This window comes from Mucilaginibacter metallidurans, assembly GCF_003286435.2.
GTDB lineage: Bacteria > Bacteroidota > Bacteroidia > Sphingobacteriales > Sphingobacteriaceae > Mucilaginibacter > Mucilaginibacter gossypii.
In genome coordinates, this window is sequence record NZ_CP043449.1 from 2,562,770 (window position 1) to 2,578,610 (window position 15,841).

Below are 15,841 nucleotides of genomic sequence, written 5' to 3' on the forward strand. Positions count from 1 at the left end.
TAATTGCGCCTTCGCAAGTCGAACCGGATTACAGAGCTTGATTCGGACTAATCTCGAACGATACGGCAATTTATGCGCTTGTATATTAAAGCGCTTTTTAAAATTAAAAAGTATGCTGAGGGCAAGTTACTTTATATCGATTATTAAGCAGGATGCCTAACACAATTTCATGCGAACCATGACTCACCGTATTTAGGGCAGATGTTGTAAAATCGTATGAGTAGCCAACATTAATAAGCGAACTCAGGTTAAATCCAACCAAAGCCGCATATGAATCATTACGGCGGTATGAACCACCAATCCAGAACCTGTCTTTGAATGACATTTTCATGTTCACATCAAAAGTTACCGGAACCGGTGCTATAAATTTCAACAAGGCTGAAGGCATAAGTGTAATATCATCAGATACAAAAAGCTTAACGCCGCCGGTCACAAAATAATGGGGTACCGTTTTGTTTTGTACAGCAGTTGTTGACGTAGTTACATATAAATTTTGCGGAAGGATTTGCTGTACAGACGCGCCAAAAAAATAATTGGAAGAATAAGCCCATACGCCTACTCCCAAATCAGGTTTCCACTGCGCCCCCGCGATGCTATTAATGGTTGGGTCATTTTGATCAACATAGGTAAGTTTACTTTTATCTATAATATTATGACTTACCCCGGCAGACACCCCTACCGCCAAATTCAATGTTTCGGTAAGGCCGAGGTGATAAGCGTAAGTAGCGTCAATATTGGTTTGTGTTATCGGCCTGTTTTATCAGACACCACCATTAAGCCCACGCCATGATGCGGCTCGGCAGCCATGTAATTTTGTGTATATGACCTGCTTGATGGGTTTAAACCTCCACCCGCAGGAAATGCAGTAGCATCGCCCTGTAAAAACCGGTTACCTATAGGCGCATTTACTGAAAAATAGGACGTTACCGGTGCACCTTCAAGCCCTGTCCATTGGCTGCGATAACCCAGTTTTACATCGGTATAGTTTTCAATACCGCTTAACGCAGGGTTCAAAAGGTAATTATTGAATACGTATTGAGTGTACTGCGGCCGTTGCTGTGCTTTTGCTAATTGAATTGTTACGGCAATAATAAGTAGAGTATATAAAATTCGCTTCATTTTATCTGATAATGGTCACATTACCTGCAATAACCTCCCGGCCATTTTTCGGATCAATAATATAATAATAAGTCCCGGGAGGCAAATATGAGCCTTTGTATTTCCCATCCCAGGGTATACTATAACCAATTGACGAATATACCTTTTCTCCGAATCGGTTGTATACGTCAACCTTATTATTTGGATAACTTTCTAAATATTTAACATTCCAAATGTCATTTACCCCATCTCCATTTGGCGTAAACACATTGGGAACGACTAAAAACTTTAAAACCTTTACCGATACGCTGGCCATAGCCTGGCATCCATGTGCCGATGTAACCACTACCTGATAGGTAATATCCTGCGACGGACTTGCAACAGGATTAGCCACATCATCATGATCAAGGCCTGTTGCTGGTGTCCATTTATAACTTAAGTTATTATCGTTTACTATAGGTTTTAAAACACGCTTTGTGCCTTCAAGCATAGTAAAATCAGGCCCCAACATTACAACAGGCGATGCATCTACCTTAACCTGCTGTATAACAGTATCGGCACAAGCATCGGCAGTTGTATAAATATACCTGATATCAAATTCGCCGACGCCCGAAACAGCAGGGTTAAACACACCATCTGTACTAATCCCTGTTCCTGAAAACACACCGGAGCCAACAGGGCCCTGAAGTTTTGGCAACAATTTTTTGGGCTCCGATTCGATACAAAAAACCGGCGCCTGATCAAAGATGACCACAGGCGATGCTTTTAAATTAACCGGGATTTCTGCGACATCAGAGCATGATATACCCGAATATGCAATTACTCGCAAGGTAACCTGCCGGGTTCCTGATGTGAACAAAGGATATTTATGCCTGAGTTGCCTTCCATATGCCGGATGGTCATAAACTACCGTAGTTGATGGGTCGTTGATGTCATAAGTAACCTCCAGCCGGGTAATCTCGCCGAAATTAACCGAGGATTGGTTTTCAAAAAATACTTCCTGAGCGCTGCACAAACCTGCCGGGTCCTTAATAATTACTTTAGCTTTTGGTTTGCTACCGTTAATTGTTAATGACTTTGAAGCCGATGTAAAAGAGCATCCATTTTTTGAAGTAACCTTAAGTGTAACCTGATAGTTGCCGGCTAAAAACTTGTGCTTCGGGTTTTTCTCGTGGGAAGTATTCGGGTTAGCTGGTGTTGCATTAGGGTCACCAAAATTCCATTCGTAGGTAAAGTCAGCTTCTGTGGCATCAGCAATTGTGCTTTGATCAGTAAACTGAACAAAGTCATCTTCACAGGCATCGGGCAATAAAAAATCCACTACCGGCACAGGATAAACTTTAACAGGCAGCTGGGCTATATTACTTGTACAACCATTATCATTTGTGACGGTTAGCTTAACCAAATAATCTCCCGGCCCACTAAACGTATGGTTAAATGGGTTCTTGCTTTTAAGAATTTCAACCGGTGTGCCATCACCAAAATCCCATTGCCAGCTACTGATACTTCCTTCGGCAGATGTGGACTTATCCGTAAATGTAACATCCTGACCTGTACAGCTTGGCAACAAATAGCTAAAAGATGCAAGAGGTTGTTTTGATATATGTATTTTTATTGGATCAGATGCAGCGCCGCATCCATTTTCATTAGTAACAAACAGTGTAACCAAGTAGTAGCCCGGTTGGGCATATTTGTGTACAGGGTTTTGCACAACATCAGTTAACCCATCGCCAAAGTCCCATCGCCATGTTTTAGTTTGCCGTGTACCTGAGGTTGACTGGTCGGTGAATTGAACATCGCTGCCAAAACAAGTATTTCCAAAACTAAACTTTACAATCGGTGGCAATGATATATTAAAATCAAACTCTATGTCTTCGTTTGATCCGCATTCATCTGCAATAGGGTTAAATACAGTCGCCACTACACTATAATCGCCGTCGATATAGGTTTTATCTCCCGGACATTCATAAGTATAAAGCACCTTCGAATCCTTTATGATGGAACCAGTTGGTATTGGGTTGTCTACAACAACAGCAGCACTGCCATCCTTAAAATCCCAGCTTATTTTATTGGTTTGAAATGGCAGCGTAAGCTGCAGTTTATAACGAGTATCAGTACAGCCATTGGCCTGCACCGTCTTGTCCGCAGGATTTAATAATACAATAAACTCATTCAGGTTTTTAAGGTTGGTGCCCGCAGCATAACCATATGATTCCGTTTTGCCAAACCCATAAGCAATTGCGTTGAACCCGTCGGATGCTTTGATATTATGTACACCTGCATTTACGCTGATTTGTGCATAAGAATAAATACTGTTCGGCACAGGAGAAAACTGGGTATAAGGTTCTCCATCGAGCGAAAACGTTGGCACCGCAGCTGTTTTAATAATAACATTGATAAAATTATTCAGGATCCTATAGTTTCCGGTTGAGTTTAGCGTAACGTGATCGAGTGTTTGTTCAATCGGGGTCAGATAGATCATTTCAGGGTCACCTGTATCACCTTGAATAAACTGGCAATTTAAACCTTCACCCTGGGTTACCGCATATTGCACTACCTGGATTGGTTTATCGGCAGCGATAACGTTAGTTGTGGTTGATGTAAACTCGTAATACAAACCATTGTTTAGCCCTCCCGTTGGCGCGGCACCGTTTACGGTAACCTTTGTATCGGGCGAACTAAGCACTATTCTTAAGATATCATAATAGCGCCCTTTTAAAGGTGCGGTTACATAGTTCTTACCCCAAACTGCTAAAGGATAAACTTGCTGAAAGAGGTTATCTGATGATCCCTTATCGCCCTGACACCCTATGCTTATTTTTGAGCTGCCCGAAAAAACAGCGATTTTTTTACAGGCCCCGGCTGCGCTCACAATTGAGCGAATGCGGCTGCCGGTAAGGTCAGTAGCTGATAATCCCTGGTATACTTCGCCCTTTTTTAAATTTACGGTAAATGGTTGGTTTGCAGGAATCCCGTTTAGCAGTGGCTGCGAGGGTGTTATTTCAACCGTAGTATTATCTTCTGTAGCTATTACCGCAAAGGTTGAATATGAGGGTACGCCTTCAGTATTTTTTGTACCGTTGTTTGAGTTTGATATTTGTTTATAGTTAATTGAGAGGTAATCTTTACCGAGCGTATTGACGGGCAGCAGAAGCGTTGCGCCGGATACGTTCTCTGCAAAAATATGCGCGTAAACTGCAATTGGTTTTAATGAGGTGATATGAATCCCCTTTAAAAACTGCCCCTGGTTTCCTACAAAGGCTTCGGGGGGAATAGCTACCGTTAATATATCCTTTGCTTTAACCTGGTAGGTACTTGAAAAGCTACCATCTGCAACTTCAACTGTTACAGTGGTATTTACGTCGGCAGTTATGTAAAGGTCCATCTGACTACCCCTGCCCAACGCGGTAGGACTGCCTGCTGCACCATCAACGTGGTCAATATATGCGGTATAAAACTCCGTACCCTGGTTTGAACCTTGCGCGTTAGTGCAAATAGCAATGCATATGAAAATAAAAGAGAGGCTTAACGACCGCAAAAAAATTATCTTGCTCAAAGGTGTACAGTTGGATTTGGTTTTGTAGTATTAAACTAACCCTTTAAAAATACGAAAACCTTTAATTTATACGGTATGATTATATAAAATAAGCAGCCGTTTAATTGCCCGGTCAATTTCATAATTAGCTACGTTTAATTTATACCTAAACTCAAGTCGCTTTTCCGCAGATCATAAACTTCAAGAGCATTTTAAATGATGTATTTCAGATCGTCATGCTATCATGGTATAGTAATGGTTTTGTGGATCCCGCGATAACAGTGTCAGAAAAATATGGCTATTTAAAAACCCGGCCAGCGGGTTCAGGTGGTAATAAAAAAACACGTGCTAAAACAGGACACACGCAAATAACAGGGTTAACATGACTTAACACATTTTAAAAACAACGTATTCAACTGCCTAATAATCAATTATTTATATTTTTACAGGGTTAACACTAAACAAATTTTTGAGTAATCATGCACATCCGAATGTTTTGCGCCTGTTATTAGTAAAAACATGCTGACAAGACCGGGTATATTTAAACCACATCAGGCCATAAAACAAGTATAATTTTGATGTTAATTACTAACCCGATACCATTTCGTTAGTTATATGAATAACAAGGCCTTGTCATAAAAATATTAAAATGCATTGCCCGGCATGCTAAAAAAACTTATCCGGGTTAGGCACCAGGTTCAGGAACTTTTCAAAATTTTCTTCGTAATGCGACTGATCAAGCTTATAGTAAAATGCACCTTTTTTTGATGAAAGCTTATCTTTTTCAGGAAGCTTTACAAGCAAACCTGTTGAAAGCAGCTTACGGCTAAAGTTCCTGTCATCAAACTTGGTTTGATAAACTCCTTCATAAAGTGCCTGCAATTGCGGGATGGTGAACTTTTCCGGAAGCAATTGAAATAAAATCGGGTGAAGCGCCGCTTTATAACGCAGTTGTCTTTTAGCCAGGCGCACCATTTCATTATGGTCAAAGATCAGATCGGGCATCTCGTCCAGTAAAAACCATTCGGGGTGATATTCTTCACTTAGTTGGGCTTCATATTTATGAATGTCGATAAGCGCGAAATAAGCAACGGAAAGGGTCCTTTCTACCGGGTCACGTTCCGGTTTACCGAATACCTGGAACTGCTCCATATACACATTCTTAAGCCCGGTGCGCAATTCAAGCACACGGTTTGCAGCATCTTCGGGTGATTCGGTTGGTTTTATAAAACCACCTATCAGGCTCCACTTGTGTTTTTCGGGCTCAAGGCCACGCTGAACAAGCAATAACTTAATATTTGCCCCGTCAAATCCAAATATGATACAATCTGTTGCAACTAAAATGCGCGTTTCGCCGCTGTACTTATGCATAACTTAGGTTAAGTTTATATGCAATGGTAAAAATAATTTAGCAATTATTTAGTGTTGATCGGACAACTATTTTATATACCGACAATTTATCTCCAAAAATTTAAAACGATTTATCAAATCCGGATAAAAAACAAGGCAAAACCGTGATACCGCATATCCATATCCCAAGAAAGATCAGCTTACCCTTTTCCCCTGCAACAATAGATCCATAGCGTCATCAAATGATCCAGCCCTGATCACCTCGCCCGAGTTTACAAAAAAGATCTCATCAGCATTTTCAATCGTATTTAAACGATGTGCTATGATTACCCTTGTAGTAGTTTTTGGCAGGTTATCCAAAATGTCGCTCAGCAATTTTTCGGTAATGGTATCAATGTTGGCTGTTGCCTCATCCAGTATCAAAATTTCCGGGTTGCGTAAAACAGCCCGCATAAAGGCAATAAGCTGCTTCTGGCCCAAGCTAATGCTGTCGCCGCCTGATAGAACTTTGGTGTCCAACCCTTCTTCAAAAATTGCCAGCAGGCTGCCCAGGTTGGCATCCCTGATCACCTGTTCCATTTCTTCGTTGGTATGATCTTCAAAAAGCTCGTTGCCATAAAGGATATTATCTCTTACCGTGCCTGTAAACAGGAACGGCTCCTGTAAAATAAAGCCTATTTTTCGGCTACGTTCCTCGGCCGTAAAACTCCTGATATCTTTCCCGCCAAGTAACACCAACCCTTTAGTAGGGTCATACAAACGTGCTATTAATGAAGCCGTTGTTGTTTTGCCGCCACCTGTGGGGCCAACTAAGGCATAGGTTTTGCCGCGTTCTAATTTAAAGCAGATATTATGGAGGATCTCCCTGCTTTCATCATAACTAAAGTGCACATGTCTGAACTCTAATAAAGCAGCATCTGGTTCGTTAATGCCTACCTGCAGCACGGGCAAATCGGTTTCAAGGGATAAGATCTGCGAGATCCTGTCCCAGCCCGCCATCGCCAGCTGAAAGTTTGTCCATAAGGCAGCTAATTGCCTTAACGGGTTATAAAAATTAGTAGCATATGATAAGTAGCTCACCAGCAATCCGATAGAGAACATACCTTTACTGATCAGGTAGATACCAAAACATAGTACGGTAAGCTGGGCCATACTGGCAAGTAAACCATATACCGGCACAAAGACGTTGTTAGCCAGGCCCGATCCAATGGCTGTTTTATAGTTTTGATTGTTAGCTATGTCAAAACGCTTCCTGAAATAATCGCGCCGGTTAAAAGCGATGATCACTTTAAAATTATTAATGCTCTCCTGGATCTCACCGCTCAATGCACCGGTACTTTTCAAATTTGCTGCATTTTTTCTTTTTATCCATGGTGATAATACCAGCGTTAAAAACAGGATGACCAAGGCCGGAGATAAAGCAGCTGCTCCCAGCTCAATATTGATAGCCAGCAAAAAAATACCGGCGCCAATCATAATAGAGATATTGCCGATAAACTGCATCAGTGACTGGGAGAAGAATTGATTAAGCTTATCGGTGTCGTTGTTAACCCTCGATATCAGGTCACCAGCCTTGTTCTGATTAAAAAAGGCTACCGGCAACTGCTGTAACTTATTAAAGATAGAATTGCGCAGTGTAAACAACATCCTTTGCCCTACCCCTCCCATCAGCGTGGTTTGCTTATAGCTGGTAAATAACGCCACCAGGTACATACAAAATAAAATAGCCGCATTATGTAAAACTCCGCTAAAATCCTTGTGCTGCACATATTTGTCAATAGTATGACCAATAATGAGCGGCCCGAGCAGGTTAAGCGTAGAGTTAACAAGGATGGCAAAAAAAGCAATGATGAGTGTACGCTTTTCATGGGCTATCAGCTGGAGCAGCTTTTTTAACCCGGCCAGCGTAGAAGTTTTTGGCTGATTTTTACCTAATTGGTTAAGATCGTAGTTCATTGTAATCAATATTTTTTCAGTCGTTAACTTTATATTTAATGGTTAACACCCTGTTCGTAATTGCTGGTACTTTGCTGTGAATTAAAGATCTGTACATAATCCGGACTGGTTTTCATCAACTCATCATGCACACCGCTGGCCACTATTTCGCCCTGCATCAATAGTATGATTTGGTCATAGTGTTCAACAGACGCAATTTTCTGGGTTACGGATATCAGAGTTAAACCCGGATAGTTCTTTTGGATATTAGCCAGGATCTTCCTTTCTGTGTTGTTATCAACCCTTGCCGTAAAATCATCAAGCAGCAAAACCTTTGGATTAACTGCAAGTGCCCGGGCCAGCATAATGCGTTGCTTTTGTCCGCCCGAAAGGCTTGAGCCCCGTTCAGAAACAATGGTGCTCAATTTATCGGGCAGGTTATCGATAAACGTACTTAACTCGGCCGTTTCAATAGCTTTTTGAAGCGATTCATCAGTTACCGTATCGCTGAAAGCTATATTTTCACGGATGCTCATGTTAAAGATAATGCTATCCTGAAAAACAAAGCCAACCTGCCGGTGAAAGGTTTCGCTGTCATATTCGGCAAGGTTTTTACCATCAAACAACACTTCTCCCTCGGTAGCGTTAATCAAACCTGTAAGCAGGTATAACAATTGTGTTTTACCGGCAGATGTAGGCCCGATGATGGCGATTTTTGAACCCGCCTCTACTTTAAATGAGACGTTTTTCAGCGCCGATTTTTGGCCGTAGCTTATTGTAACGTTCCTCAGTTCCACATCGCCGCACAAAGTATCCTTCAACGGGCCACCGTCGGTAACATCCGGCGCATTCAAAACCATGCTGATCCTCGAAAATGAAGCGGTAGCCTGGGCTATCAGGTTGCTCATGAAACCTAAAATGAATATCGGGAATATCAATAACGACAGGTAGCTGTTGAAAGCCGCAAAACTACCCAGGGTCATGCTGCCGCTGATTACGAAATGCCCGCCCATTACCAAAATAGTAAATGCTGCCATGTTAGCGGTAAACGTTACAATGGGAATGAGCCCGGCAAAAAAACCAAGGATCTTTAAGCCGTAATCCTTTGCTTCGGTATTGGCAGCAAGGAATTTATTGTATTCCAACTGCTGCGAGTTGATCACCCTGATGAGTGCTGCGCCAAGTATGCTCTCGTTAATTACCTTATTAAGCTGATCGATAACGCCGCGGCTTTTCATAAACAACGCGCGCACGTTTTTCAAAACATAAAAAAAAGTACCGCCAATGATGGGAATAATAGTGATCACAACCAACGCAAGTTTCCAGTTAATGGTAAGCAGCATAACACTGCAGCCAATAATGATAAACAGCGACGATACAATAGAAACCAAAGCCTGCGATACGAATAGTTTGATCGAATCGATATCCGAAGTTAGATTGGTTAACAGTTTTGAAGGGTTTGCCTGTTCGATAAAAGCATGGGTTTGGCGGGATATTTTATCAGCCAGTTGCTGCCTGAGATCACGCGCTACTTTTTCAGATGCATATATTTGAACAATTGCCTGTAAGCCTGCAAACAAAAATACCACAATTGTCGCCGTCAGGAATTTGGCCATAACCTCGTTTATCACAAAATGATGATTAGAGTAGGCATCAATACCGTTAGCTATAATTTTAGGCAGCCAAAGGTTCATGGCGTTGCCCAGTAAAGCAAATAACAGTAACAGCGCCACAAGCCCTTTATATGGTTTCAGCAAACTAAATACGCCGGGAGGTTTATTGTTTGTTTTTTTTGTAGGATCAGGTTGCATAGTGATCTTGATTTATAATTCTCTTTTGCGGGTATCAAATCGCGCTTTTATTATAGTTGACGACTCAGCCTGCAAAACATTTTTATTTCAATTATCGAAATAAATCAGAACAGAACGGCAAGCCATTCTCATTTTCCATATATTTCTATTTCGATATAGTTTGGCAAATATATTTCTATTCAGGAACAATTAAAACATTTTAGAAATAAATTTATAATTTTACACCCAAACGGTAATAAAATGAAACCAATAGTGCAATTAGTTGACGAATGGACTGCTTTTGAAGAAGTAAGTGAACAACCTACTGTAGAAGCGTTTTGCAGATATTATCTGCAAAAGCAACGCCCAAAACCTAAACAAGCCGGCAAAAAAGGTGAGCGCATCATGAACGGCGCATACCTGCTTAAAACCCTCGGCCGCATCCTGAGCGCTTATTCGCTTTATTTCCGGTCGGCAGTTAACCACATCGGCATCCCTCCTGCCGAAAGTTTCTATTACCTGAATGGTTTACTTCACCTTGGTGAGGTAAGAAAAAGCGACCTGATCAACTATATGTTTGCCGAAACAACAACCGGCATGGAAGTCATTAACCGGCTCATCCGGGAAAACAAGATAGATGAACGAACCTCCCCCGATGACAAACGGGCTAAGCTGATCAAAATAACCGAGAAGGGCATTACGGCTCTTGACGAATATTATAAGATCTCTGGAAAAGTGGTGGAAATGACTTTTAAAGGTATCGATGATGATATTTTAACCGATTGCTATGAAATGCTCAAATATTGTGAGCAGCGGAACTCCGCTGTTGCCATCGAACTAAAAAATAAACCTTTTGACCAGATGTATGAGCTTGCAATGGCAGATAAAGCTTAACTTCAATCCCGGTTACGTCGTTATTATTCAGATAAAAGCCAACCTCAAAACTCAATGTCAGCTAAAAGTAAAGATGGCATAATACTTGGGTGTTTAATGGCCGGGCGTAGTAACAACCCCGGCTTTTTTGTATCTATACCAAAAAAAACATCTGTGGACAATATCCTCAATATCTCTGATTTAAGTAAAACATACCAAAGTGCAGGAGGTCGTACACTCACCGTGCTCGATCAAATAAATTTCTCAGTCGCAATAGGTTCAACCAATGCTATAGTCGGGCCATCAGGCAGCGGAAAAACCACCCTGCTTGGCCTTTGCGCCGGGCTTGACCGCTCAACTTCAGGCACCGTTGAACTCAATGGCATTAACCTTAACAAGCTTACTGAAGATCAGCGTGCACAAGTGCGGAATCAGCATGTAGGTTTCATATTCCAGAATTTCCAGTTGCTACCTACACTTACTGCGCTCGAAAACGTCATGGTGCCACTTGAACTTAGGGGCGAAAAAAACATCAAAGCAAGGGCTTTGGATCTTTTAGATAAAGTAGGCTTATCAGAGCGCGGCCATCATTACCCGCTCCAGCTTTCGGGTGGCGAGCAGCAGCGTGTATCACTTGCACGCGCATTTTCAAATGCTCCCCGGATCCTGTTTGCCGATGAACCCACGGGGAACCTGGATGCAGAAACCAGCGATAAGGTGATCAAACTTATTTTCGACCTGAATAAGGAAGCGGGCACTACCCTCGTGGTTGTAACACATGACCCTGAGCTGGCAGCCAAAACGCAGCGCATTATCAGGATTAAGGGCGGCAAACTGATTGCTGACGAGAAAACCATTAACGGATAAGCTAATGGACAATACCGCAATTGATTTTAAAAGAAAGATAAATATCCCCTGGCTATTCCGGATGGCCTGGCGCGATAGCCGGCGCAACCGTTCAAGGCTCTTCCTTTTTATATCCGCCATTGTTTTTGGGATAGCTGCACTGGTAGCTATTTATTCGTTTAAGTACAATGTACAAAATGATGTGAACGATCAGGCAGCCACGCTCATAGGTGCAGATCTCGCCATATCCGGAAACAAACCTGTTGATGATAAATTGAAGCATATGCTCGATTCATTAGGCGACGAGCGCTCACAGGAACGAAGCTTTGCGTCCATGCTTTATTTTCCGCGCACAAATGGTACCCGGTTGGTGCAGATCAGGGCTTTACAGGGAGGTTTCCCCTACTACGGCACTTTAGAAACTACACCCGAGGTAGCCGGACTCACCTTTAAAAAAGGCAGAATGGCGCTGGTTGATAAAACCCTGATGCTGCAATTCGATGCCAAAGTGGGCGATTCGGTAAAAGTTGGCAATCTCAATTTTCAGATTGCCGGCATTCTGAATAAAGCACCCGGTCAAAGCGGCGTAATGGCGGGTATTGCCCCGGTGGTTTATATCCCCATGCAATACCTGGAACAAACCGGGCTTGTAAAAATTGGCAGCCGGGTTAATTACAGTTTTTATTACAAGTTCAATTCATCCGTAAATGTAGATAAGCTCAGCAAAAAAATTGACCCAATACTCGACAGGGCCGGAATGCGCTTTGAAACCATCGAAACCAAGAAAGACAATACCGGCCGAGCCTTTGGCGACCTGAGCCGTTTTTTATCATTGGTTGGTTTTGTAGCCCTATTGCTGGGCTGTGTTGGGGTAGCCAGTGCTATTCATATTTATGTAAAAGAGAAAATCGCGTCAATAGCTATCATGCGCTGTTTGGGCGTTAAATCCTCTGAGGCATTTTTAATTTATCTGATACAAATTGTTGGGATTGGCATTATTGGTTCTGTTACGGGGGCAATATTGGGTACGGCTGTTCAGCACTTATTACCCCTTGTATTCAAAGACTTTTTACCGTTTACCATTTCCGTACAAATTTCGTGGATGGCTATTGGCCAGGGTATTTTACTTGGTGTGATTATCTCTATACTATTTGCTTTACTACCTTTAATCTCCGTTCGCAATATCTCGCCGCTCAATACGCTTCGTATCTCATTTGATGAAAGTGGCAACAGGCGTGATCCTTTGCGTTGGCTCGTGTATTTGCTGATACTGGTATTTGTGATAGCATTTACATATTTACAATTAAACAGCATCATTGGCAGTATCCTGTTTACGTTAGGAATCCTGATTGCCTTTATGATCCTTACGGCAACAGCCTGGCTATTAATGCGCATCACAAAAGCAATAGTAAAAGGCTCATGGAGCTACTTATGGCGACAGGGATTTGCGAATTTATACCGCCCCAATAATCAAACTATCATCCTTATTGTATCTATTGGTTTAAGCACCATGTTTATTTGTACACTGTACTTTGTGCAGACATTATTGGTGCAGCAGGTTAATCTTTCAACCAGCGGTAATCAATCAAACATGATCCTGTTTGATATCCAAAGCAATCAGGAAAAAGGTGTTGTTCAGTTAACAAAACAACAGGGGCTTCCGGTACTGCAACGAGTACCAATAGTTACTATGCGTATTGAACAAATTAATGGCAAAACCGCTGCCGATCTTACAAAGGACACTACCATCAAAATACAGCATGGTGTTTTTGCCTGGGAATACCGGGTAACCTTCAGGGATTCATTAACATCTTCAGAAAAATTACTGGATGGCAAATGGATCGGTAAAGCTGATCCTTCAAAAGAAATCCCGGTATCTGTTGAAGAAAACCTCTCCAAACGGGGAAATCTTAAAATTGGCGACAAAATAGTATTTAATGTGCAGGGCGTACAAATGCCGGCATACGTTGCCAGTATCCGCAAGGTTAACTGGGGTAAGGTACAAACCAATTTTCAGGTGGTTTTTCCGAAGGGAATACTTGAGGGTGCACCGCAATTTCATGTGTTGATGACACACGTGCCATCAAACAAGGTATCAGCAGCTTTTCAGCAGGTTGTAGTAAGGGCTTATCCTAACGTTTCGATAATTGATCTGGGGCTAATTTTAAGTGTTGTTGATGAGCTGTTAAGTAAAATCAGCTACGTTATACGTTTCATGAGCGCGTTCAGTATTATAACAGGTATTGTGGTGCTGATAGCATCTGTGCGGATCAGCAAATACCAGCGCATCCAGGAAAGTGTTTTATTACGTACGCTTGGTGCAAGCCGTAAACAAATATTCACTATAACAGCGTTGGAGTATTGGTTTTTGGGCAGCCTGTCGGCCTTAACCGGAATCCTGATAGCTTTTGCGGGCACTTATTTCCTGGCAAAATATAGTTTTGAAATACCATACAGTGTGAATATATTACCGGCACTTGTACTATTTTTAACAGTAAGTTTGTTGACTGTTGTTATTGGCTTATTGAACAGCCGTGGAGTGTTAAACAAGCCGCCGCTTGAGATTTTAAGAACAAACGCCTGAGCGCATTGTATTTATTTTATATGAACAAAGTTACATTAAGCGGTATCTTGCTTGCGGCCCTTACAATGGTGGGTTGCGGTGACGGTGCTAAATCATCAAACAATGATCAGACGCAAGCTGCCACAGAAACTGCTAAAACTGATTCGGCTTCAAAAAAAATAGTTTTATTTTTTGGCGATAGCCTCACTGCCGGTTATGGTCTTGATGACCCTGCCGATGCATTTCCGGGTGTAATCAGTCGCCGGGTTGATTCGTTAAAATTACCGTATAAAGTAATAAATGCTGGACTAAGCGGCGAAACTACTGCAGGCGGCAATGGCCGCATAGACTGGCTGTTAAAGCAAAAAGTAGACGTTTTTGTATTGGAGCTGGGGGCTAACGACGGCCTTCGCGGGATTCCGGTAAACGAAACCGCCAAAAATCTTCAATCAATAGTAAATAAGGTAAAAGCCAAATATCCTGATGCTAAACTTGTTTTGCTGGGCATGCAGGTACCGCCGAACATGGGCGCCGATTATACCGGTAAGTTTAAAAACGTTTTCCCCCATCTGGCTAAAAAAAACAATATGGCCCTTGTCCCCTTTTTATTGCAAGGCGTTGGAGGCGTACCATCACTTAACCAGGGCGATGGCATCCACCCTACTGCTCAGGGTGCGAAGATTGTAGCCAATAATGTTTGGGCAGTTTTGCAAGATGAATTGAAATGATCAATCGTTCAAGACCTGGTACACCATCACCCCGAATTCATCCTGCAAAATAGTTCATTAGTTTGATGAATCCCTGATAATTAGTTCGGTTGCTAATGTTATGTGTTGATTTTTTTCTTCAGGGACAGTAGCGTTAAGCCTTTCCATCAGCAGCTTGATCACGTTGTCGGCTATTTCGTCAATTGGCTGAGCTATAGCGGTAACAGCCGGGGTATACAATTCAAAAAGTTCGTAATCGTCAAACGCGATCAAAGCAATATCACCCGGTATATTTTTACCTGCCTTACGGATGGCCTTTAAGCCGCATTTGCCCAAATGATTATTGGCGAACAGAATGGCATCGACATCTTTATTTTTTTCCAGGAAGTTTGTCATTAACTTAAGCAGTTCCTGAACAGTAGTGTGAAAATCGACCTCGGTTATATTGGGTTTTAATTTGCTTTGGTGCATGGCTTTTTCATAACCTTCAAGCCTTTCTATCATTTGAGTTTGGATAGAGCTGTAAGTTATAAAAGCTATATTTTTATGTCCTTTATCAATAAGGTACTGTGTGGCGTTAAAGGTGCTGAACAGGTTATCAACCACTACATAGTCGGTAGCTACTTTAGGCAGGTAGCGGTCAAAAAGTACCACAGGGAAACCATCTTTGATCAAATCGCTGATATCTTCTTCAATATTATCGGGCGGGGTAATAATGTAGCCGTCAACATGCCTGTCGCGAAACATAGCTATCAGTTCGCGCGTTTTTTGCGTATCGTTATCTGTACTGCTGTAAATGATCTTATACCCATTTTGGTAAGCGAGATCCTCTATGCGGCGTGCTATTGTGGCAAAAAAATGATTGGAAATATCCTGCACCAGCAAGCCAATGATATTTGATTTGCCGGTGCGTAAACTTTTGGCTAACGAATTAGGTTTATAACCAACCTCTTTTACATATTGAAGTACACGCTTCACCAACTCATCGCTGATGCGTTTTTCCTGCGCGCGACCATTAAGGATAAAAGATACCGTAGTTTTAGATATATTCAGGCTATTGGCAATGTCAACTATAGATAATTTCTTCTTCAAGGATTTAGTATTTTAAAACCAAATATATAATATAAATAGTAATGCTAAACAG

At 41.9% G+C, this 15,841-nt stretch carries 9 protein-coding genes and 1 pseudogene; 4 read left to right on the top strand and 6 right to left on the bottom strand.

Going from position 1 to position 15,841, the window contains the following annotated elements:
• Positions 1–103 precede the first annotated feature (103 nt).
• The 5 genes and pseudogenes from DIU38_RS11085 to DIU38_RS11105 form a co-directional block, all read right to left on the bottom strand.
• Positions 104–1,119: pseudogene (locus DIU38_RS11085) on the bottom strand (PorP/SprF family type IX secretion system membrane protein).
• A 1-nt stretch (position 1,120) separates the two neighbouring features.
• Entirely contained in the window at positions 1,121–4,654 is a 3,534-nt protein-coding gene (locus DIU38_RS11090; protein ID WP_146750375.1) for a gliding motility-associated C-terminal domain-containing protein, read from the bottom strand.
• A gap of 645 nt (positions 4,655–5,299) precedes the next feature.
• Complete coding sequence (locus DIU38_RS11095) at positions 5,300–6,004, bottom strand: NUDIX hydrolase (RefSeq protein ID WP_090525482.1); 705 nt, start codon at positions 6,002–6,004, stop codon at positions 5,300–5,302.
• Positions 6,005–6,178: 174 nt separating this feature from the next.
• Positions 6,179–7,939 (bottom strand): ABC transporter ATP-binding protein, encoded by a 1,761-nt coding sequence (locus DIU38_RS11100; RefSeq protein ID WP_112651276.1) that lies wholly within the window; start codon positions 7,937–7,939, stop codon positions 6,179–6,181.
• Positions 7,940–7,974: 35 nt separating this feature from the next.
• Positions 7,975–9,729, bottom strand: a complete 1,755-nt coding sequence (locus DIU38_RS11105) for an ABC transporter ATP-binding protein (protein ID WP_112651274.1) — start codon at positions 9,727–9,729, stop codon at positions 7,975–7,977.
• A gap of 240 nt (positions 9,730–9,969) precedes the next feature.
• Between DIU38_RS11105 and DIU38_RS11110 the strand changes: the two genes are divergently transcribed.
• From DIU38_RS11110 to DIU38_RS11125, 4 genes are read left to right on the top strand one after another with little or no spacing between them, the layout of a single operon-like run.
• On the top strand, positions 9,970–10,602 hold the full coding sequence (locus tag DIU38_RS11110) for a MarR family winged helix-turn-helix transcriptional regulator (protein WP_112651272.1): 633 nt from the start codon (positions 9,970–9,972) through the stop codon (positions 10,600–10,602).
• 54 nt (positions 10,603–10,656) lie between these two features.
• Positions 10,657–11,448: an ABC transporter ATP-binding protein gene (locus DIU38_RS11115; RefSeq protein WP_243770763.1), complete on the top strand. Its 792-nt coding sequence runs from the start codon at positions 10,657–10,659 to the stop codon at positions 11,446–11,448.
• 4 nt (positions 11,449–11,452) lie between these two features.
• Positions 11,453–14,011, top strand: a complete 2,559-nt coding sequence (locus DIU38_RS11120) for an ABC transporter permease (RefSeq protein WP_208057849.1) — start codon at positions 11,453–11,455, stop codon at positions 14,009–14,011.
• 20 nt (positions 14,012–14,031) lie between these two features.
• Positions 14,032–14,718, top strand: coding sequence for an arylesterase (locus DIU38_RS11125; protein WP_112651270.1), 687 nt, complete (start codon positions 14,032–14,034; stop codon positions 14,716–14,718).
• Positions 14,719–14,775: 57 nt separating this feature from the next.
• Here DIU38_RS11125 and DIU38_RS11130 read toward each other — a convergent pair whose 3' ends face one another.
• Positions 14,776–15,789 (bottom strand): LacI family DNA-binding transcriptional regulator, encoded by a 1,014-nt coding sequence (locus tag DIU38_RS11130; protein WP_112651268.1) that lies wholly within the window; start codon positions 15,787–15,789, stop codon positions 14,776–14,778.
• Between the last annotated feature and the right edge of the window lie 52 nt (positions 15,790–15,841).